Origin of the sequence: Arthrobacter halodurans (assembly GCF_041877255.1) — a bacterium.
GTDB lineage: Bacteria > Actinomycetota > Actinomycetes > Actinomycetales > Micrococcaceae > Arthrobacter_N > Arthrobacter_N halodurans.
In genome coordinates, this window is record NZ_JBHDLJ010000001.1 from 24231 (window position 1) to 44967 (window position 20737).

At 71.1% G+C, this 20737-nt stretch carries 18 protein-coding genes and 1 pseudogene; 6 read left to right on the plus strand and 13 right to left on the minus strand.

The annotated features are described in order from the left end of the window. The first annotated feature begins 26 nt into the window (after positions 1 to 26). The 4 genes from ACETWP_RS00135 to mhpA all read left to right on the plus strand — a co-directional run bounded on the left by ACETWP_RS00135 (position 27) and on the right by mhpA (position 4790). On the plus strand, positions 27 to 983 hold the full coding sequence (locus ACETWP_RS00135; protein ID WP_373970167.1) for an acetaldehyde dehydrogenase (acetylating): 957 nt from the start codon (positions 27 to 29) through the stop codon (positions 981 to 983). Positions 984 to 992: 9 nt separating this feature from the next. Next, positions 993 to 2036, plus strand: a complete 1044-nt coding sequence (gene dmpG, locus ACETWP_RS00140) for a 4-hydroxy-2-oxovalerate aldolase (RefSeq protein WP_373970168.1) — start codon at positions 993 to 995, stop codon at positions 2034 to 2036. 64 nt (positions 2037 to 2100) lie between these two features. Continuing rightward, the gene (locus ACETWP_RS00145; RefSeq protein ID WP_373970169.1) at positions 2101 to 2814 is read left to right on the plus strand and encodes an IclR family transcriptional regulator; all 714 of its coding nucleotides are present in this window, start codon (positions 2101 to 2103) and stop codon (positions 2812 to 2814) included. 197 nt (positions 2815 to 3011) lie between these two features. Next, positions 3012 to 4790, plus strand: a complete 1779-nt coding sequence (gene mhpA, locus ACETWP_RS00150) for a bifunctional 3-(3-hydroxy-phenyl)propionate/3-hydroxycinnamic acid hydroxylase MhpA (protein ID WP_373970170.1) — start codon at positions 3012 to 3014, stop codon at positions 4788 to 4790. Between the two features lie 95 nt (positions 4791 to 4885). Here the strand turns inward: mhpA and ACETWP_RS00155 are convergent, their stop codons facing one another. The 4 genes from ACETWP_RS00155 to ACETWP_RS00170 all read right to left on the minus strand — a co-directional run bounded on the left by ACETWP_RS00155 (position 4886) and on the right by ACETWP_RS00170 (position 7828). Further along, positions 4886 to 5752: an alpha/beta fold hydrolase gene (locus ACETWP_RS00155; RefSeq protein ID WP_373970171.1), complete on the minus strand. Its 867-nt coding sequence runs from the start codon at positions 5750 to 5752 to the stop codon at positions 4886 to 4888. 187 nt (positions 5753 to 5939) lie between these two features. Then, positions 5940 to 6356 (minus strand): VOC family protein, encoded by a 417-nt coding sequence (locus ACETWP_RS00160; RefSeq protein ID WP_373970172.1) that lies wholly within the window; start codon positions 6354 to 6356, stop codon positions 5940 to 5942. A gap of 123 nt (positions 6357 to 6479) precedes the next feature. After that, on the minus strand, positions 6480 to 6842 hold the full coding sequence (locus ACETWP_RS00165; protein WP_373970173.1) for a DUF1801 domain-containing protein: 363 nt from the start codon (positions 6840 to 6842) through the stop codon (positions 6480 to 6482). 134 nt (positions 6843 to 6976) lie between these two features. After that, positions 6977 to 7828 (minus strand): LysR family transcriptional regulator, encoded by an 852-nt coding sequence (locus ACETWP_RS00170; RefSeq protein WP_373970174.1) that lies wholly within the window; start codon positions 7826 to 7828, stop codon positions 6977 to 6979. Between the two features lie 85 nt (positions 7829 to 7913). Between ACETWP_RS00170 and ACETWP_RS00175 the strand changes: the two genes are divergently transcribed. Next, positions 7914 to 8813 (plus strand): EamA family transporter, encoded by a 900-nt coding sequence (locus tag ACETWP_RS00175; RefSeq protein WP_373970175.1) that lies wholly within the window; start codon positions 7914 to 7916, stop codon positions 8811 to 8813. Positions 8814 to 8817: 4 nt separating this feature from the next. Here ACETWP_RS00175 and ACETWP_RS00180 read toward each other — a convergent pair whose 3' ends face one another. The 9 genes from ACETWP_RS00180 to ACETWP_RS00220 all read right to left on the minus strand — a co-directional run bounded on the left by ACETWP_RS00180 (position 8818) and on the right by ACETWP_RS00220 (position 20502). Next, positions 8818 to 9504, minus strand: coding sequence for a Pr6Pr family membrane protein (locus ACETWP_RS00180; protein ID WP_373970176.1), 687 nt, complete (start codon positions 9502 to 9504; stop codon positions 8818 to 8820). 98 nt (positions 9505 to 9602) lie between these two features. Further along, a complete protein-coding gene (locus tag ACETWP_RS00185; protein ID WP_373970177.1) occupies positions 9603 to 10832 on the minus strand; it encodes a glycerophosphodiester phosphodiesterase family protein in 1230 nt (409 codons plus the stop codon). A gap of 341 nt (positions 10833 to 11173) precedes the next feature. Then, positions 11174 to 11500 carry an SHOCT domain-containing protein gene (locus ACETWP_RS00190; RefSeq protein WP_373970178.1) on the minus strand — a complete coding sequence of 109 codons (327 nt, stop codon included), beginning with the start codon at positions 11498 to 11500 and terminating at the stop codon, positions 11174 to 11176. A 31-nt stretch (positions 11501 to 11531) separates the two neighbouring features. Further along, complete coding sequence (locus ACETWP_RS00195) at positions 11532 to 11987, minus strand: DUF6325 family protein (RefSeq protein ID WP_373970179.1); 456 nt, start codon at positions 11985 to 11987, stop codon at positions 11532 to 11534. A gap of 136 nt (positions 11988 to 12123) precedes the next feature. Further along, positions 12124 to 13176, minus strand: a complete 1053-nt coding sequence (locus tag ACETWP_RS00200) for a DUF998 domain-containing protein (RefSeq protein WP_373970180.1) — start codon at positions 13174 to 13176, stop codon at positions 12124 to 12126. Positions 13177 to 13376: 200 nt separating this feature from the next. Further along, a complete protein-coding gene (locus ACETWP_RS00205; protein ID WP_373970181.1) occupies positions 13377 to 13913 on the minus strand; it encodes a hypothetical protein in 537 nt (178 codons plus the stop codon). A gap of 283 nt (positions 13914 to 14196) precedes the next feature. After that, positions 14197 to 14595, minus strand: coding sequence for a hypothetical protein (locus tag ACETWP_RS00210; protein WP_373970182.1), 399 nt, complete (start codon positions 14593 to 14595; stop codon positions 14197 to 14199). A 4-nt stretch (positions 14596 to 14599) separates the two neighbouring features. Next, positions 14600 to 15772, minus strand: a complete 1173-nt coding sequence (locus ACETWP_RS00215; RefSeq protein WP_373970183.1) for a patatin-like phospholipase family protein — start codon at positions 15770 to 15772, stop codon at positions 14600 to 14602. 182 nt (positions 15773 to 15954) lie between these two features. Continuing rightward, positions 15955 to 20502 carry an nSTAND1 domain-containing NTPase gene (locus ACETWP_RS00220; protein ID WP_373970566.1) on the minus strand — a complete coding sequence of 1516 codons (4548 nt, stop codon included), beginning with the start codon at positions 20500 to 20502 and terminating at the stop codon, positions 15955 to 15957. Here ACETWP_RS00220 and ACETWP_RS00225 point away from each other — a divergent pair. Then, positions 20485 to 20679 (plus strand): annotated as a pseudogene (locus ACETWP_RS00225) (AfsR/SARP family transcriptional regulator); the annotation flags it as partial. The gene ACETWP_RS00220 and the pseudogene ACETWP_RS00225 sit on opposite strands and share 18 nt — an antisense overlap. Positions 20680 to 20737 lie beyond the last annotated feature (58 nt).

The following is a 20737-nucleotide window of genomic DNA, read 5'->3' on the forward strand; positions in this document are numbered from 1 at the left end:
CGCTTCCCCACGCAAAGGACTTCCCCATGGCCAAGAAGACAGCCGCCATCGTCGGATCCGGCAACATCGGCACCGACCTGATGTTCAAGATCATGCGACGCTCGCAAAACGTCGAGGTCAAGTACATGATCGGCGTCGACCCGGCCTCCGACGGCCTGGCCCGCGCCGCCCGCCTGGGCCTGACCACGTCGGCCGAGGGCGTGGACTGGCTCCTGGCCCAGGACGAGCTGCCGGACTTCGTGTTCGAGTGCACCTCCGCCAAGGCGCACGCGGCCAACGCGCCGAAGTACAAGGCCGCCGGCATCCACGCGATCGACCTGACCCCGGCCGCCGTCGGGCCTTACCTGGCCCCGGTGGTGAACCTGGATTCGCTGACCGACACCCTGAACGTCAACATGATCACCTGCGCCGGCCAGGCCACGACCCCGATCGTCGCGGCCGTCTCCTCGGTGGTGCCCGTGGACTACGCGGAGATCGTCGCGTCCATCGCGTCCAAGTCCGCCGGCCCGGGCACCCGCGCCAACGTCGACGAGTTCACCGAGACGACCGCGAAGGCCCTCGAGGTCGTCGGCGGCGCCAAGCGCGGCAAGGCCATCATCATCATCAACCCGGTCGAGCCTCCCATGATGATGCGCAACACCATCTACTGCGCCATCCCCGCCGAGGCCGCCGAGCCCGGAGAGACCCGGGACCGGATCCGCGCGGCCATCGACGAGGCCGCCGCCAAGATCCGCGACTACGTCCCCGGCTACGCGCTGCGCGTCGAGCCGCAGTTCGACACCGCGCGAGAGGACTGGGGCGGCAACGGCCGCGTCGGCATCTGGGTACAGGTCGCCGGCGCCGCCGACTACCTTCCCGAGTATGCAGGCAACCTGGACATCATCACCGCGGCCGCCACCCGGACCGCCGACCTGCTCGCCCAGCGCATGGACGAGCACTCCGCCGAGCTGGCCAGCGCCGGCACCGTCACCGCCACCAAGTAGGAGCCCGCCATGACCACCACGACGGACACGCCCGTGCCCACCACCTTCGACGTCCGCCTGACGGACACCACCCTGCGCGACGGCTCCCACGCCATGAGCCACCGGTTCACCGAGCGCCACGTCCGCGACGTCGTCCGGGCCCTGGACGACGCGCGCGTCGAGGTCATCGAAGTCACCCACGGCGACGGCCTCGGCGGCTCCTCGTTCAACTACGGCTTCTCCCTGACGCCGGAGCTGGACCTCATCAAGGCCGCCGTCGACGAGACCAGGCAGGCCAAGATCGCCGTCCTGATGCTCCCGGGGCTGGGCACCATCCACGACCTCAACCAGGCGCACGACGCCGGCGCCTCCGTGGCCCGCATCGCCACGCACTGCACCGAGGCCGACATCTCCATCCAGCACTTCCAGCACGCCCGCAAGCTGGGCATGGAGACGGTCGGCTTCCTCATGCTGTCCCACCGCACGATGCCGGAGAACCTCGCCAAGCAGGCACGCATCATGGCCGATGCCGGCTGCCAGTGCGTCTACGTGGTGGATTCCGCGGGCGCGCTGATCCTGGAAGACGTCTCTGACCGCGTGGAGGCCCTGGTCTCCGAGCTCGGCGACGACGCGCAGGTCGGATTCCACGGGCACCAGAACATGAGCTTCGGCGTCGCCAACTCGGTCTACGCCGTGCGCGCGGGCGCCCAACAGATCGACGGCACCCTGATGGCCCTGGGCGCCGGCGCCGGCAACTCCCCCACCGAGGTCCTCGCCGCCGCGTTCGACCGCCTGGAGATCAAGACGGGCGTCGACACCCAGGGACTGATGGCCGCGGCCGAGGACGTGGTGAAGCCGTTCATCACCAGGATGCCCGTCATGGACCGCGCGTCCATCATGCAGGGCTACGCCGGCGTCTACTCCTCTTTCCTGATCCACGCGGAACGCGCCGCGGAGCGCTACGGCGTCCCCGCCTACAGGATCCTCGAGGAGATCGGCAAGGCCGGCTACGTCGGCGGCCAGGAGGACATGATCGTCGACGTCGCCGTTCGGTTGGCGGACGCCGGGCGGTGAGCGAACGGGCGGCCGCGGGCCGCGCGCGGCGGCCCGCGGCGGCACGTGTGGCAGGATCGTCAGCGTGACCGATCACCCTCCCGCGACGCCCCGGCCGCCCGCCTCCCGCACCGCCGGATCCCAGACGCTGGCGCGCGGCCTGGAGGTGCTGCGTTCCGTGGCGCTCGCCCGGGACGGCCTGACCGTCGCCGAGGTCGCCGAGCGCGCCGGTGTCCACCGCACCATCGCCTACCGCGTCCTCAACACCCTGGCGGATGCGCGGATGGTCCACCGCGGCCAGGACGCCCGCTACCGGGGCGCCGCCGGCCTGCTCGCGCTGGCGTCCGCGGCGCTCCAGTCCCTGAACGCGGCCGCGCTGCCGGTGCTGCGCGAGACGGCGGACCACCTCGGCGCGACGGTCGCCCTCATCGTCCGGGAGGGGGACGACGCCGTCGCCCTCGCCGTCGTGGCCCCGACCGGCGGCTCGTACCACGTCTCCTTCGCACAGGGCAGCCGCCATCCACTGGACCGGGGGGCCGCCGGACACGCCTTGCGCGCCGCGGGAACCCCGGCCCCCGGGGAGTCCGAGGCCGTCCGTCGCGTGCGCGACGACGGCTTCGCCCTGACCTTTGGCGAGGTCGAACCGGGCATGTATGGCCTGGCCGTGCCGATCGACGCCCGGGCGGCCGGCGTGGAGGCCTGCCTGAACGTCATCGCGGTCCGCGAGGACGTCGCCGCCAACGCCGTCGCCCCGCTCCGCGCCAGCGCCGCCAGGATCGCGGAACGGCTCCTCGCCTAGCGACCCGGGTCTCCTGGTTCCGCCGGCCACGCCGGCGTCGAGCCCCGGGTTCCCACGTCCCGCCGCGCGTAACGGTGTTCCGCCCAACAGCACGGCCTCGTTGACGGGCGTCACACCGCGATGCTCTGATGGAGACCGAGTGTTGCATATAGCGTATTTGCGGTGCGATATTTACACCGCCTGACGATGGGATTCCCGTGACCACCGACCACCCCCGCATCGACGCCGGCACCGCGCCCGCAATCGACACCGACAGCGAAGTCCTGATCGTGGGAGCCGGGCCGGCCGGCCTGATGCTCGCCAACCTGCTCGGCATGTACGGACGGCGGGTGACGGTCCTGGAGGCGATGGACCGGCTCATCGACTATCCCCGCGGCGTGGGACTCGACGACGAGTCCTTCCGCACCATCCAGACCGTCGGCCTCGTGGACGCCATCCGCCCGCACACCACCCCGCAGCACATCATGCGGCTGGTCAACGGCGCCGGCAAGGTGATCCTGGTGAACAACCCGCAGACGGACGAGTTCGGATGGCACCGGAAGCACGGCTTCATCCAGCCCGAGGCCGACAAGGCGCTCTACGAGGGCCTGGCGCGGTTCGATCACGTGCGGGTCCTGTTCGGGCACCGCGTCGAGGACGTGCGGGAGACCGCCGACGGCGTCACGGCCACCGCACTCGTCGCGCGGCCCGGGGGCGGCGTCGAGGAACGGCTCTTCCGCGCGCAATACCTGGTGGGTTGCGAGGGTGGCAAGTCCCCCACCCGCAAGCGCCTGGGCGTGACCTTCGAGGGCGAGTCGCCGTCGACGCGTTGGCTCGTCGTCGACGTCAACAACGATCCGCTCGGCACCCCCAATGTCTTCCTGGGCGCGGACCCGAAGCGCCCCTACGTCTCCATCGGCCTGCCCCACGCGGTGCGCCGGTGGGAGTTCATGCTGCACGACGACGAGACCGAGGAGCAGGTCACCGATCCGGAGTACGTGAACGCCCTCCTGCGCGATCACGTGCCCGATCCCACGAAGCTCGACTTCATCCGCCGCCGGGTGTTCACCCACCACGCCCGCGTCGCCGGGAATTTCCGCACGGGCCGGCAGCTGATCGCCGGGGACGCCGCGCACCTGATGCCCGTGTGGATGGGCCAGGGCTGGAACTCCGGAATGCGCGACGCCACCAACCTCGGCTGGAAGCTCGCGGCCGTGCTGTCGGGCCAGGCCGGGGACGCCCTGCTGGACACCTTCACCTCGGAGCGCAAGGAGCACGCCCAGGCGATGGTCGACCTCTCCCTGACCTTCGGCAACTTCATCAAGATCACCCATCCCGTCCTCGCCGCCGGACGCGACGCCGCGGCCTCGCTGCTGAACCTCTTCCCGTCGGTCAAGAGCTACTTCTCCGACATGAAGTTCAAGCCCATGCCCCGCTACACGCGGGGCGTCCTCGCGGATCCGAACAGCCAGGCGTCCGGACGCGCCACGGCCAGGCTCACGAGCAAGCTCATCCCCGTCCTGAGCGCCAACACCAAGGTCTCGCCGGTCGGCGTCCAGTTCCCGCAACCGCGCGTGAACTCTAGGCACGGGGAGAACGTCCTGCTCGACGACGTCGTCGGCAACTGGTGGTCCGTGGTCGTCTGGGGCAACAACCCGAAGGACGTCCTGCCGGCCGAATCGCTGGAGAAGCTCGCCGGACTCGGCGCCCGGCTGGTCTGCATCCTGCCGGAGACGCAGCGCGGCTGGGCCGAACAGAACATGGGCGACGACGTGCTGGTCCTCGGCGACCACACCGGCCGGATGAAGAAGTGGTTCGACGACCGGCCCACCCCGATGGTGTTCCTCCGTCCGGACCGCTTTGTGGCCGGCGCGTGCCTCACGCAGAACGGCCCCGCCACGCTGGACGCGATCCTGCGCTCGATGGCCTTCACCGGCCGCGGCGCGGCGCCGGGCCGGGTAGCGGTCCCCCACGACGCGCGGTCCCTGCTCGGGTAGCCGGCCGCGTCCGTCCGGCACGACGGCGGCGGCCGGCTTCCGTGGGGAAGCCGGCCGCCGCCGTCGTGCCTCAGGGCCCGGGCGGGCCGTGCCGGCTAGTTGCCGCCGACGCCCCGGGAGGACAGGTAGTCCTTGATGACCGAGTTGAACTCCTCCGCGCGCTCCACCTGCGACCAGTGTCCGCACTGGCTGAAGACGTGCGCGTCCGCGGTGGGGATCACGTTGAGAAGCTCCCACGTGCGCGACGGCGGGATCACGACGTCCTGCATGCCGTGGATCAGCAGCACCGGGATCTCCAGTTTGGAGAGCACATCGAAGTCCAGTGGGAGGGCGTCGCGGTCGCGGTCGCGGGCCGTGACGACCTCGACAAGGCGGTCGGAGGCCGTGTCGTTGAGCGCGGACTGGTAGCGCAGCGACACGAGCTCCTCGGTGACCAGGGACTTGTCGACGACGAACTGCTCCAGGGTGCGGCGGATGCCGGCCTCGGAGAGCTCCGGCTTCGCGTGGCCGGACAGGGCCGCGGTCTTCTTCGCGCCTCCGGTGCCCATGGAGACGATGCCGAGGAGCCGCTCCGGGAAGTCGATCGCGAACTGCAGGGCGACCCACCCGCCGATGGAGTTGCCGACGATCCACGTCTTGTCGATGCCGAGCGCGTCGAGCACCCGCACCGCGTGGCGGACCCATTCCTTGATGCCGTACTCGGTGCCGGGTGCCACGATGGACTGCCCGTAGCCGATCGAGTCGATCGCGATGCAGCGGCCCAGCCCGGAGATCTCCGGCAGGTTCAGCCACCAGTTCGCGGCGGCGGTGACGCCCGTGCCCGAGCCGTGGAGGAAGAGGATCGGGGTGCCCTCGCCGAGCTCGTGGTAGTGGGTGACCTCGCCCGGGGCGGTCTCGAGCCACCGGTCCTCGAGGCCGAAGAACGCGTCGGTCGTGTAGTCGGGAATCTGGACAGTGGTCATGGCGCACTCCTGTTGCTCGTCAACGCGCAGAGTCCTCGCGGACCCGCGGCATGGGATGGGGCCGGCCCCGCGCGCCGCGCGGGGGTCCCCTCCCCATCCAGCCTAGGCACGCGTGGACGCGCGTCCACGGGAGCGTTCCGGTGGGCGGCACGACGTCGTTCCCGGCACGACGCTGGCCGCTCCGGCCTCAGCCCTGGGCACCAGCGATGTTCACCATCCAGCCGATCCCGAACCTGTCGGTGCACATGCCGAAGATGTCGCCCCACGGGGCAGCGACCAGTGGCTGCAGGACCGTGCCACCCGCGGCGAGCTTGTCCCAATATCCGCGCAGCTCCGTCTCGTCGGTCCCGCTCAGCGACACGGAGAACCCCTGCGGCTTCGCGTACTCCATCGAGTCGGGGGTGTCCGATCCCATGAGGGTCAGCCCGTTGGCGCCGTCGACCCTCCCGTGCATGATCTTGTCCCGCTCGGCGGGGTCGTCGCTGGCGTGTGCCTCGCCGAAGGTGCTGAGCGTCAGATCGCCACCGAAGACATCGTGGTAGAACTCCATCGCTTGGCGTGCGTTGTCCCGGAATCCAAGGTAGGGGTTGAGCTGGGTCGCCATCGTTGCCGTGCTCCTCGCTGCGTGCTGGGTCCGGGATTCGGGCTTCCTCGCGCCGGTTCCGGCTGTCGCGTCCCATTCTGCTGCGGATCGGACGCCGAGGCGAGGGTTGCCGCCCGGAGCACCTCACCCGGCGGCTTTGCGAACGATCTCCGAGATCCTCCGCTCGGTGGCCTCGTCGAGCCGGGTGAGGAACCACGCCGATCCCATCAGCTGGTCGCTCGCGCCGTCCTCGACCGAGTGGTGCGCCTTCTCCGTCAGGCCGAACGACATGTACCCGTCGTCGAAGCGGAAGAAGCACAGGACCGGACCACCCCTGGAATACCCGGGCATCCCGTACCAGAGCTTGGGGCGGAGCTCCGGCACGCTGTCGAGGATGACCGCGTGCACGCGTGCGCCCATGGAGCGGAACGGCTCCGGCCAGGTGGCGACCTTCTCGAGCACCGCCGCCCCGGCGTCCGCCGGCTGCTTGGTTTTCTTCTCCGCCACGGTCAAGCTCCTCACGCGTCGATGCCGGTTTCGCTCAGCATTCTATTCGACGGCGACCCCGCGCCCCGCCCGGCCACCGTGACGGCATGCGCCGCGGGGCACCGGGCTTCGCGGCCGCCCGTCCCGCCAGCCCGTCAGGCGTACAGGCTGGCCAGCAGGTCGACGACGTTCCGCCGTTCCCGGGGCGGGTCCGCCGTGGACCACGCGGCGTAGACCGGCACGGGCGGCGCGTCGCGGACCAGCCGATAGACGAGGCCCGGACGACGGTGCTGGTACGCCGTGGACTCCGCGGTGACACCGCGTGCCCGGCCGGTCGCGATGAGGGTCATCCAGTCCTCGGTGTCGTCCGTGGCGATGGTCCGGCGGGGCCGCAGGTCGGCCGGCCAGAGCTCCGGCGTCGTGCTGCCGGTCTTGGGGTCCATGGCCACGGGCGCGTCCGCGACCTGAGCCAGCGTGACCGTGCGCCGTCGGGCCAGTGCGTCGCCGGCGCCCAGCGCGCAGTAGCGCTTCTCGTGCCCAATGAGCACCAGCTCCAGAGCCGACGAGTCGGGCACCCGCCGGAGGATCGCCAGGTCGCAGGCCCCCTCGGCCAGGCCCGCGGTAGGGGTGTTGCTCCTGACCAGACGCAGTTCGCTGCGCGGGAAGGCGGACGCCCACTGCAGCTGCAGCTCCGGCGTGTGGCGGCCGAGCGCGGACCACGCGTACCCGATCCGGAAGGTCTCGGCCTCGGCCGTGGCCTCCCGCTCCAGCTCGCCGACGGCGGCAAGGATGCGCCGCGCCCGACGGATGGTCCGCTCCCCCGCGGCCGTGGGTTCGACGCTGCGGGTGGTGCGGTGCAGAAGCCGGACATCCAGGGCGCGCTCGAGCGCCGCCACGTTCCGCGAGACGGCGGCCTGCGAGATCCCCAGTTCGATCCCGGCGTCGGTGAAGCTCCCCGCGTCCACAACGGCGAGCAATGACCGGAGGTGACGCAATTCGAAGTCCACACGCACAGTCTATTCATGCGCGAGTGGCATGAATACGGCCGCACCTGCATTATGCGCATGGTCTAGGGCGGCGCAGAATCGGCCCATGGAACAGAACATGCCGGCCGCCCGGGGCCGCTCGGCCGGGGTCGCCGCGCTCGTGGGAAGCGCGCTGTCCAACCAGCTCGGGGCGGCGAGCGGCTCGCTGGCGTTCCCCGCCATGGGACCGCTGGGGGTCGTCGCTGTCCGGCAACTTGTCGCCGCCGTCGTCCTTCTGCCCGCCGTCCGTCCCGACCTGCGGGCCTTCTCCCGCGGGCAGTGGTGGCCGGTCCTGTCACTCGGTCTCGTGTTCGGCGCCATGAACCTGAGCCTGTACGCCGCGGTTGAGCGCATCGGCCTCGGCCTGGCCATGACCCTGGAGTTCCTGGGTCCACTGGCCGTGGCCATCGTAGGGGTGCGCACGTGGGCGGGGAAGGCGTGCGCGCTGCCCGCCGCCGCGGGCGTCGTCGCGATCACGCAGCCGGGCCCGTCGACCGACTACGTCGGCATCGCGTTGGGGCTGACCGCGGCGGCCTGCTGGGCCGCGTACATCGCACTGAACAAGACCGTCGGGGCCCGCATCCCCGGCATCCAGGGAACCGCGGCCGCGGCGGGGGTCTCCGCGGCGATCTTCCTGCCGGCCGTGCTGCTGGTGTTCGCCACCCGGCGTCCCGACGTGCCGACGATTCTCTTCGCCGTGGGCGCCGGAATCCTGGCGACCGTCGTCCCCTACACGGTGGACCTGCTGGCACTGCGCCGGATTCCGGCCAACCTCTATGGGATCCTCGCGAGCGTCAACCCGGTCTTCGCGGCCGTGATCGGCGTCGTGGCCCTCCACGAATCGCTGCGGGCCAGCCAGTGGGCGGGCATCGCGCTCATCGTGGGGGCGAACGTGGTGGCCGTTCTCCTCAACCACCGGGGGCCGGCATCCGGTGCTCCGAGGGCGGCCGCCGCGGGCCCCGCGTGAGGGGTTAGGGGATCGAGGTACGCGCGGGAACCGCCCCGCGCGACCTGTGGCGCTCGAGGCGGACCAGCCCCGTTCCGACCAGCGCGATCATCGCGGCGATCGACAGGACGTAGAGCGCGACGGACGCGTAGCCGTTCGCGGAGGTGCCGGGATCCAGGAACGGATAGGGGTACCACCCGACGCCGGTCCCCGGGTCCGTGGCCAGCGCTCCCCGGAGCATCGTGTAGACCGCCCACACGATCGGGAACCCGGCGATCCACGCAAGGGTCCACCGGGGCAGCGGCCGCGTCGCCGGGGAGATCAGCCAATCGAGGAGCATGATCACGGGCCCCGCCACGTGGAGGACCTCGTTCGACCACGGCACGGCGGCCGCCCCTGGTCCGGTGTCGCGCAGCAGGACGTTGAAGACCACGCCGGTCACGACCATGAAGGTCGTCGCCGCCGCGCGCGCCGTCCCGAACCACCCCGGCTCCCATGCCGGCCGCACCGCGAGCACCAGCCCCATCGCCAGGACGGTCAGGGCCAGCAGGCTGGATTCGATGGTGAACAGGCTGAAGAAGTTCACGACGGCGAATCCGACGTTCCCACCGCCGGACGCCTCCTTCTCGATCGTCCACACGAGTTGGTCGATGACGGCCGCCCCCAGGGCGAGGGCGCCGGCGGCCCGCAGGCCCAGCGTCAGTGCGCGCATACGTGCAGGGTACCCGCGCTACGGGCGGCGCTCGCCGCCCCGGGCCGCGGTCAGGCGTCGGAGCGGGACGATCCGGCGCCGCGTCCGGCGGCGGCGGGCTAGTTCGCGAAGACGTCCAGGAGCTTCCCGCGCTTGCTCCACAGCGCCACCGAGTCGCCGCCGTTGTTCAGCACCGACGCGGTGCCGCCGTTGTAGTACGCGTCCGCCGAGTTCGTGCCGGGGCCGGTGTACACGCGGAGCTCGGCCCCGGGGGCCAGCACGTATCCCCCGCCGACGCGCAGGACGTTGTTGGCCGCATCGCGCAGCAGGAGACCGCTGGCGTCGACGGGGCGGCCGGATGTGTTCCGCACCAGGACGTACTCCCCCGTCTCCGCCTGGACGTCGTCGCCGGCCGGGTTGTTCACAGAGCCGCCAATGACGAGTCCGGATCCGCCGGGGAAGGGCTCGCGACCCTCGATGTGGCGCACCGCCTGGAGGGGGAAGTCGCCCGTCACCGCGTCCACCCCCAGGTCGATCGCCGCCTGCACCGCCTCGGGCGAGTTCGCGGTGTACACGCCCATGACCAGTCCCGCGTTCTTGACGTCGGCCACGTTTTGTTCGGTCAGAGTGCGGTAGTTCGTCCCGACCGAGTCCGCGAAGCCGGCCCAAGACGCCAGCGTCGCGGCACCGGGCACGGAACCGGACAGTTGCTGCAGCGGCACCTCCGGGGCGAGTTCCGCGAACGTGCGGTTGGAGGCCTCGTCGAACCCCAGCACCTGAATCTTGTCGGCGGCAACCAGGCGCTTCCAGCGCGGATCCGTCGCCAGCTCCGCCGCCACCACCGCCTCGACGCCCGGGGAGTTCCGCGGCGACTTGATCTCGATGTAGACGCCCGTGTTCGGCGTCGCGATCCGGGCAGCGTCGTCCAGGTGCGGGATCGACTCGCCGGCGTGCTTCTCGCCGAAGTAGGAGCCGGCATCGAGCCGCTGCAGTTCCGCCCACGTGAACGACGTGATCGGATCGGCCGCCCGGCCGGGGAAGACCTCCTCGACGTTGGTCGTGCGGGCCGGCGTGTCGTCGTGGAACAGGAACGGCACGCCGTCGGCGCTGAGCTGGACGTCGATCTCGAAGAAGTCCGCCCCGGAGGCGCGGCCGTCCTTGAAGGCGGCGACGGTGTTTTCCGGTGCGGTGCCGGCCGCACCGCGGTGGCCGATGACGAGGGGCGGCGCTGTGTGCTCGCTCCCCGGCACGTCTGCCGGCCGCGCGGCGGCGGCCGGAGAGATCAGCGAGAGTCCCACGGCGGCGGCGGCCGCGGACCCGGCGAGGGTGGTGGCCAAGTGGTTGTTCACGGTGTGGACCTCGTCCTGTTGAGTGGTTCGGCTGGTTGCCGCTTCCTCTCGAGGCTTGCCGACCCCCGCAACGGGCTCCACAACTCGCGGTTAATGGCGGGTGAAGATCGGGCCGGCGGATTCCGTCGCCGGCGTAGCCGTGCAGCAGGACTATCTGGGCCCTGGACCCGTCGCGCGCGTAGGCGATGCGGAATCCGTCGACCCCGGCCTGCTTCACGGCTGCCGTGACTCGACTCCGGCGACGCGCCTGGCCCATGGACCGCTCGGGACGCCGTGACCGCGACCGCGCCCAGCGCATGCGCGCGCTGGCCGCGACCGGATCGGGTCGCGGCCAGCGAACCTCACATGCCCAGGATCTTCGCCTTCTGCCCGGCGAACTCCTCCTCCGTCAGGATCCCCTGGTCCTTCAGCGAGGCCAGAGCCTTGAGTTGCTCGACGACGTCGTTGCCCATGCCGCCCCCGGCGGCCGGCGGTGCCGGCGGCGGTGGTGGCGGAGGCGGCGCCTGTTGCTGGTACACCTGCTCCTCGTAGGCCTGCTGCCGTTGGGCCGCCAACTGGGCGTCGGAGTCGCTGAATCTCGCGGCCTGCCGCCGCTGCACGCGGCCGCTGACCGCTGTCGCCGTCCCGGCGACGACCGCCGTTCGCGCGACGCCTCTCAGTAGTCCCATCTTGTTCTCCCGTCGTTTCGATTCTCAGCCGTCAGGCTGCCGGTGGCTTGGCGTCGAGGGCGTCGAGTGCTGCCATCACGTCCGGCGCCGGGATCCTCGTGCTCGCGACGAGTTCTCCCTTGCTCTCGCGCACGGCCGCCACGAAGGGCGCGGCCCAGGTGTTCTCGTAGACGATGAGCGCGGCGACCCTGCCCGGCATGATCGCGACCGACGCCTCGGCGATGTCGTCCTCGTCGAGGAGCCCGGAACGCGCTCCCGCGAAGTAGGAGAACGCCTCCCCGGGTCCGCCGGGATCGGTGAGTTCCAGCACCTCGATCGCCCCGTCTTCGTCCTTCACGACGATGGTGAGGTCGAAGAGCCGGATCATGCCGCTGTCCACGAGTTTCATGAGTTCCTCGCTCGCGCGTCCCGTCAATCCATCCAGTGGGAACTCGAGCAGTACGAAGTCGACCGGGCCATGGGCCTCGGTCTCCGGTGTGGCTGTCACTGGCATACCTCCATTGAGTATCGGGCGCACTGGCCGGCGCTCTGGTTTCAGTGTGGGAGCGGTCCCTGCGGATGTCACCACCCTCCGCGCATGATTCCGACGACGGTGGGGTCGCAGGAGCGGTGGGGCCGGCACCTCAGGGCCGGTCGCGGGCCGGGTCGGCGTCGAGCGCGGCAAGGTTCCTGATCAGGACGATGAGCCAGGCGAAGACCAGGGAACCGGCGATGAGTTCCACCGCCGTGAGGTTGTAGTAGCCGAGCGGGAAGAACATCACGACCGCGAAGGCGATCACCGCGAGGAAGAGCAGTCCCAACGACCAGAAGGCGACGGGAATCGGCGGGACGAGACGTCGGATGCCGGCCGCCAACGCCGCGAAGACCAGGACCATGCCGGAGGCGAAGGCCGTGTGGATCCAGAAGTTCTCGTCGACCGGGAACAGGCCCACGCACGCCAGGAACAGGCCGATCAGGACGAGGCCGCCCTCGAGCCGCCGGGCGCGGCGCCGCTCGGACGGGGTGTCGGCCACCGACCGCAGGGTCCGCGTCGCGTATCCGGCCAGGGTGGTGATGACGACCCCGGCGACGATGAGCGTGATGTTGAAGGCCCATCCGGAGACGTCGGAGCTGGCGCCCAAGGCGCTGAGGTTCTCCTGCCACCACTGGGGGTTCTCCGTGGTGAGCATGCTGGTGAGGCCGCCGGCGACGAGGAACACGGCAAGGAGAGTGGCCAGCCGGTACGCGTCCATGGTGAGCGCCGACAGGTAGGCGGCATAGGCGCTGATGGCGCCGGCGGTCCCGATCAGCACCGACCCCGCCACGGGGTAGAGGACCGCTCCCACGAAGGCCCGCTGGAGAATCGAGAAGAGCGCCAGCCAGCCCAGCAGGAACACGCAGGCGTGGGCCAGGGCGAGGGCCGCGATGTCGATGGCGGCGCGTGTCCGCCCATCTCCCCGGCCGGCCGTTGGCGCGGTGGGCCGCCGCTGCAGGCTACCCAGCACCACGGCGGCGGCGCCCAGCGCCGCCGTGCCGAGCGCCGCGATATCGCCGGCGGAACCCCTCCCGGACAGCGCCAGCGGTTCACGCCCGGTGAGAAGGTACGCGACCGTGCCCAGCACGATGAGGGCACCGCTTCCGACGGCGAGCGCCCGCGACTCGGACGCAACCGCGGTGATCCGGGCCCTGTCCGCCATGGCGCACTTCCTTTCCCCGGGGACGGTGGCGGCGCCACCGGAGCCCTTCCCGGGGCCCGTCCCACCGACCGTCCCGCACCCGCAGGGAACCACGCTACGCCCGCGGGGGCGCGGCTGCCTCACCCGGGACGGATGAATCCGGGGTTCCGGCCCCTGTAGTCCACGTGACGGACCTCGGACGCGTGCGGGTGAATCCAACGTTAGGAAGCCACCCGGGCGGGTTCCCCCCGGCGCATCTCGCTTGCCACCATCGACAGGCGCGGGCCCATCTCCGCGTGGGGGCCAGGGGCACCGAAGGGGCGCCTCGCGCGGTCGCGGGCGGTGACGGACCAGCGCAGCCCATCGGCACGCACGGCTCCCTGCGCTTCGAGGCGGCCGAGCGCCCCCGCGACTGCGTTGGCGGCCAAGTGGGTCGATCTCGCGAGTTCCGCGGCGCCCTGTTCGTCGCGGACGGCCAGCGCGTCGGCGACGAGCTGTGCCTCGAGATCGTCGGCGTCCATGACCATGCGGATGGTGAGGTCGAGCCAGATCCAGCTCCCGTCCTGGAAACGCAACTTGGGGCAGTGCCCGCCGCTTTGGACGTGGCCCGTGTCGATGACGCCGACCCGCGATCCGGCGCCCCATAGCCGACTGCAGGCCCGCCGCCCGTGGATCGCCTGGCAGACCGCACGGAGCGGTGTCCTCGTGGCCTCCGCGCGCGCGAACGCCTCGTGCAAGTCGTACCAGTAGGTTTCCATCCTGTGCTCCTGTTCCGCCCCGAGTCCCCGTGTGTTCCGGCCCGGACAACGTCACTGCCCGCCGGATCGATGTTCCGTGTTCCCCTGTCGAACCGCTTCGTTCCGCACCTCCAGTAGGCGCGCACGCGTTTGAAGTCCACTAGACGCCCGCTTGAAGGACACCCGCGCCACGCTGTCGAGGGACGACGTCGGGCCTCCTCCCAGGCGTCGCCACGCAGGCGATGCCACCCCGGCCGAGACCGCGGCCGCCGCAGGCGCACGTCAGTCGTGCCGCAGGCGCGCGTCAGTCGTCTGGCGCGTAGATGTCCTCGAACTTCGCCGCGCCCATGGCATAGGCATCCGTGCCGTCGGCGTTGTTGCACACCACGTAGTCGCCCTCGCGGAAGTGGGTGCGGCCCTCTTTGGTCCGGATGCTCCCCGGCTCCCGGGCGAGGTACGCCCACACGGGGGTGGACTTCGAGTACAGGCCGCGGCCGACCTCGCGGTACGTCGCGGCGAAGACCTCGGAATCGACGGTGTGGATGTCACCCTCGTCGTCGACCAGCCAATCGCCGGCCTTGCAGTACTGCTCGGCGCCCCACTTGCGGTAGCCGAACCCGGGCGTGTCCAACCGGAGGGGCACGGCCACGACGTACCGGTCCGGCCGCGGAAGATAGCGCTTGCGCTCGGGCTGGGCACTCATCCGGTCAGCCCTCGGGCGGCAGGTCGAAAACGGGCCTGAAATCCCGGGGGTCCACATCGCGCTCGCCGGCCAGGACTCCCAGCCGGTGCAGGAGGCCCATGTTGTCCGGGGCGTCCATCCTGCTCAGTGAATCGATCGCGCCGGCGTCGGCCGGGGACCCGACCAGCGACAGGACGCTCTCGCGCTGCAGGTCGACGTCGTAGCGCAGGTAGCTCAGCAGCGGGCCGCCGGGGATCCGGTCGCCGCGCAAGTCGCCCACCTCCCGATCGATCACTCCCGCGGTGGGGCTCTCCGACATCCACTGCAGCATCGCCCGCTGCTGCGCGGCGCAGTCCTGCATCAGGGACGCCAGCGCACGCACGGCGTGGCTGACCGCGATGTTCGATTTCTTCACCGCAGCGTCACGGCGACCGGTCCCGATCGAGACGAGCAACAACCTGTCGCCGCCGGTGGGCCAGCCGACCCGGTAGCCCTCCAACGTGGCATACATGAAGGCCAAAAGGGACGGGTCGTTGAAGGGGCTCACTCCCCCGTCGACGAAATTGCCCACCACGGGGTCGCGGTCCCCGGCACCCGAAATCGTGATGGACTCCGGCTCGAAGTAGGACGGAGCGGCCGTCGAGGCGCGCACCACCTCCCACAGCAGGTAGCCGGCGTTCCCGGCGCTTCCGTCCGGGTCCGTGGCAAAGAACTTGCTCCGGGGGTTGTTGCCCAGCGGCCACACGCTGCCGGTGTCCAGGCGTTTCGTGACCACCACCAGGCCCGTCAGCAGGCGCGGGCTGCCCAGTGTGGTGTCTGCCCCAAAGACGTCCCTCAGTTCCGCGTTCAACCCCCGCTTGTCGTACTTCGCCCGCAGGAAGCCGTGCCGCAACACGCTCCTGCTGAAGACACGCCGTCCCAGGCCCAGATACTTCTCCCGCACCTGGGCGACGCTCCAGCCCTGGGCCAGCGCGGCCGCAATGATCGCGCCCGTGGACGTTCCGGCCATCAGATCGAAATAGTGGCACAGGCGGAAGTCCGGGTCGCCGCCGTGCCGCTCTCGAAGCAGGGTCTCGATCCTTTCGAGGATTCCGAGACTCAGGATGCCGCGCAGTCCCCCACCATCCAGGGCGAGGATGCGTTTCGGGCGGCCATCGTTGCGGAAGTGGTCGTCGCGGGTGAGGTCCTGGACTGCCATCCCCTTGCCCTTCCTCTCCCACGAGAGTTGCGTCCGGGGGCAGCGAACGCGACGTCGATCGACTTGCTGGGGCGGGCGGAACGACATCGCGTCGGAACCACCGGGTGCGTCGCCGGGTCTTCCCGGTCGATGGTCACATGCTCCTGCCCGCGGAGCACGCAGTCAAGAACACGGCCCGGAGCTCACCGCGAAGGCGGGACCGGAAGATCGGGACACGGGGCCGTGTACGCGACGTCCGGCGGGACCCAGGCCCGCCACTGCTCACGGCTCGGGTTGTGTGTGAGCTTGGAGCACAACGCGTCGGACCAGTCCAGGGGCGCGGGCCAGACACGGACGCTGCTGTCGCGGCTACCCGAGACGATGCGCAGGTTGTCCGAGGTGAACGCGATGCCGTTCACTTCGTCCCAATGCCCGATGGATGGATCACCGATGGCCGTTCCGGTGCCCGTATCCCACAACCGCACCGTCCTGTCGTCACTGCCGGAGGCAACGCGCCGGCTATCCGGACCGATGGAAACGCTTTTCACGGCTGCTTCGTGCCCGGCCAACGGCTGCCCGGTCTGTTGGCGGGTCTCCGCGTCCCACAGCCGCACGGTCTTGTCCGCGCCGCCGGAGGCGATGAGGCGCCCGTCCGGGGCGAACGCCACCGAGTTCACCGCGCCGTCGTGCCCGGCCAACGGCTGACCGAGTTGTCGGCGGGTCTCCGCGTCCCACAGCCGCACGGTCTTGTCCGCACCGCCGGAGGCGATGAGGCGGCCGTCCGGGGCGAACGCCACCGAGTTCACCGCGCCGTCGTGCCCGGCCAACGGCTGACCGAGTTGTCGGCGGGTCTCCGCGTTCCACAGCCGCACGGTCTTGTCCGCACCGCCGGAGGCGATGAGGCGGCCGTCCGGGGCGAACGCCACCGAGTTCACCGCGCCGTCGTGCCCGGCCAAGGGCCGACCGAGTTGTCGGCGGGTCTCCGCGTCCCACAGCCGCACGGTCCCGTCGCCACCGCCGGAGGCGATGAGGCGGCCGTCCGGGGCGAACGCCACCGAGTTCACCGCGCCGTCGTGCCCGGTCAGCGCGCCGCCCGCGGCCCGCCCCGTGGCGGCGTCCCACAGGCGCACGCTCCCGTCGCCGCCGCCGGAGGCGATCAGGCGGCCGTCGGCGCTCGTCCCGATGCCGAAGACCCACGCGCCGTGTTCGATGGGCACGGCGGCCTCCGCGTCCCACAGGCGGACCGTGCCGTCACCCATGCCCGAGACGATCCGCCGCCCGTCCGGACTGAACACCGCGCTGAACACCTCCTGCCCGTGCCCCGTCAGCGGCTCTCCGATCGGGCGGCGCTCCAGCGTGTCCCAGAGGACGAGGGTGTAGTCGGCGCTGGCCGAGACGAGGCGCCGCCCGTCCGGGCTGAACGCCACGCCCAACACCCAGTTCTTGTGGGCGGTCAGGGGTTCCCCCGCCGGCCGGGCGGTGTCCGCGTCCCACAGGCGCACCGTGCGATCGTCGCCGGCGGAGGCGATCAGCCGCCCATCCGCGTCGAAGGCCACCGCATTCACCGCCCCCTGATGGCCAGCCAGCGGCGGCGCGACCGGCCGGCCCGTCACGGCGTCCCACAGCCGTACCGTGCCGTCGGCGCCGGCCGACGCGATCAGCCGCCCTCCCGGGCTCAGTGCCACCGCGTGGACGGCGCCCCGATGTCCGGTCAGCGGCTCCGCCACCGGCTGGCGGGAATCGGCGTCCCACATCCGCACGGTGCCGTCCGCGCCGGCGGACGCGATCCGCCGTCCGTCCGGGGCATAGGCCACCGCTCTCACCGCTCCGTCATGCCCGGTCAGCGGGTCCCCCACCGGCAGGCCGGTGCCGGCGTCCCACAGCCGCACGGTGCCGTCCGCGCCGGCGGACGCGATCCGCCGCCCGTCCGGGCCATAGGCCACCGCCGTCACCGCTCCGTCATGCCCGGTCAGCGGGTCCCCGACCGGCTGGCCGGTTTCGGCGTCCCAGCGTTGCACCGAGCCGCCGCTGTCGCCCGATACGACGAGGCGCCCGTCCGGACCGAACACCACGCTCCCGACGGGAGCCCCCACGTCGACCATCTTGTGAACGTCGCGCTGTGTCACCACGGCGCTGGCGATCGCCCGATCGCCCTGTGGGGTGCGCGTGAGGGCCTGGGCCGCCAGCATCTGCTGCATTCCCAGCAACTCACCCCCCGGTGTGGCTCCCGCAAGCATCGCCTGGCCCTCGGCCGTGAGCTGCAACGCCGTCGCCTCACGGGCCCGGTCGGTCGCAACCCGCTGGGCCTGGAAGGCCTGGAAGAAGCCGGCGATGGCGACGAGAGCGATGAGGACGGTCGCCGCCAGAACGGCCCGCAGCACGTGCGACCGTCGGCGCAGCGCGGACGCATGGTCCTCGGCCAGTCGCTGCTTCTCCCGCGCCGCACTGAGTTCGGCATCCTTCCGCCGTCTTTCCTCGGCGATGCGCTTGTCTTCCCGGGCCCTGGAGGCGGAGAGGAACTCCCCCGCGTGCGCCAAGCGGTCCCTGAAGCCCGGCTTCGACGCCAGGTTCTCGGCACTGCCGAGGCGTTCGCCCTCCAGCAGCCAGGCGGCATTGCGGCGGTTTCGCGCCCAGGCCTCCGCCGCCCGCTCGAGATTGTCGGCTTCCTTGAGGTCTTCCCGCTCCGCGGCGAGCCACCCGGCCAAATCCCCCCACTGGCGCAGCAGGCTTTCCAGGGCCACCTCGATGAGGACCTCGCCGTCGCGTTCGTCCTGGACCAGAAGGCGTTTGGCCACGAGGGCATCGATTTCCAGTCGCGCCTCGGCCGGCAGGTCCGCCAATCGGGCGACGCGCCGCATTGGCTGGTCGTTGTCCGCATTCACGGTGGCCAGCCAGGGAATGAAAGCCGTGCGGAGCCGGTCCAGCTGGGACTTCCTCACCACGGGGTCCCGGGCCAGCACCGAGTCGATCTGGGTCTGGACCACGCGGCCCATGCCGCCCATCGACTCGTATCCCGCAAGCGTGAGCTCACCGGTGTCGCCATAGTCTTCGTACATCAGCGCGAGGGTCAGGGAAAGCAGCGGAAGGCTGTCCGCGCCGTGCGCGCTGTCGCGCTGGAGCCGCTCCACGAGCTCGGCCCGGACCGCCAGGGGGCGGCCGGCCGCGGTCGCGCGCGCCGCGGGTCCCTGGATGACCTCCCTGAAGTTGGCCGGCGGCATCGGCCGGAGCTCGTCGAAAACCACGCTCTTCAGCCGCGCCAGTTCCGGGGCCGCCTGCAACGAGCCGTAGAAGTCCGTGCGGATCGTGCACGCCACCACCATCCCGGGCACCGACCCGTCTCCCCGGCTCGTCAGGTGGGCGAGCAACCCGAGGAAGCGCGGCGCTTCGGGGCCCGCGTCCGCGCCGAAGAGCTCCTCTGCCTGGTCCAATGGCAGAACGACAGTGGGCCAGGAGAGCCCGTCCGTCTCATCGAGAAGCCGCGTTCTGGCAGCCTGCCGGGCTTCGGCCAGCCACCGCGCCACAAGCTCGGCATCCGCGCGCAGGCAGGCGTCTTTAATGTCTCCGAGGGAGGGGAAACGCAGCCCCACATCGGCGCGCAGGTCGTGGACCGCCCGCGCCAGTCCGCGTTCCCCGGTCAACACGTCGCGCCCCGGGCGCACGATCGCCAAGACGAGGAAGTGCCGGTCGTCCCTCCGCAACCGCGGCAGGAGGCCCGCCCGCAGGAACGAGGACTTGCCGGCGCCGGACGGGCCCAGGATCACGAAGAGCGATTCCACCGCGGACGCACGCATGCCCCGCAGCGCGTCCATTCCGCGAACGATTTGCGCGTCCCGCCCGAAGAACACGGCCGCGTCGTCCTCCTCGAGCGGTTCCCACCCTCGATAGGGCGACCGCTCCGGATCGCCCGGCGGCGGCCAGGCGAATTGCCCCGCCCCGATGCCCGCCCGGCGCAATCCCCGGTGGAGCCGCAGCAGGCCGTCCGTCTGAAAACTGACGGAACTGCCCGTGTCGCCGACCGGGATCTCCGTGGACGGTCCGTCGCCGAACAGATCGCAGCGTTGCCATTCCCCCGTGATCCCCTCCCGGTTCAGCGGCTCGAGGCGGGCGCACAGTATGAGCTTGCCCAGGTTCTCCGCGGTCCGGTACTCGGCCAGGCATTCGCTCGAGGTCTCCCAGTGCGTGGACAGCAGGCAGATGACCGCTTCACACCGCTCATTGGCCTGACGCAACGCCCGTTTCCACCGCTCGCCGGGGGCAATGCCCGTGTCGGGATCGAGATCCAGAAAGATCTCCTCGGCCAGGCCGGGCTCCCGCTCCACGAGCCAGCGCTTGAGGGCGATCGCCTCCGCGGAATTCCGGCTCGAGTGGCTCAGGAAGATACGTGACACGAGACCACTCCCGGGACGAGGCGGGTTGCCAAGCCGGCGGAACCCGCCGCCGTCGCCCCGCAGGATCCGCGACGGAACGACGGCCCACACCGGCCATGGCCCGAACCCCAGTCCATGCTGTCCATGCTCCACCCGAATCCGCGGCACGGCAATGACCAGACGCCACAGCAACCTCGGCTTTCCGTCGAGTCGCCGCCTCCGTCCCTCGCCCGACGCCTGCGGGGAAGCGCCGCCGCGCCCGCTCCGGTTGCGGCACTCGTGCCTTCTCCCTGGAAGTGGATGGGTTATCCGCCCCGACGGCCTATCCTGTTCCACATGGTGACGCTGGGAGTCCTTGGTCCCCTGATGGCGCACGATGGCCATGGGGTCCTCGCCATCGGCGGCTGGAGGCAACGAGCGGTTCTGGCGCGATTGCTGGTCGCCCGCGGACAGACCGTTTCGGCGGATCGTCTGATCGACGACCTCTGGGGGGACGAGCCCCCCGCCAGGGCCTTGCTCTCCCTGCAGACCTACGTCTCGCGGCTTCGGCGCGTCCTCGAGCCGGTCAGGCCGGCGCGCGCCCCGGCAACCGTCCTGCTCACGGTTCCACCGGGCTACC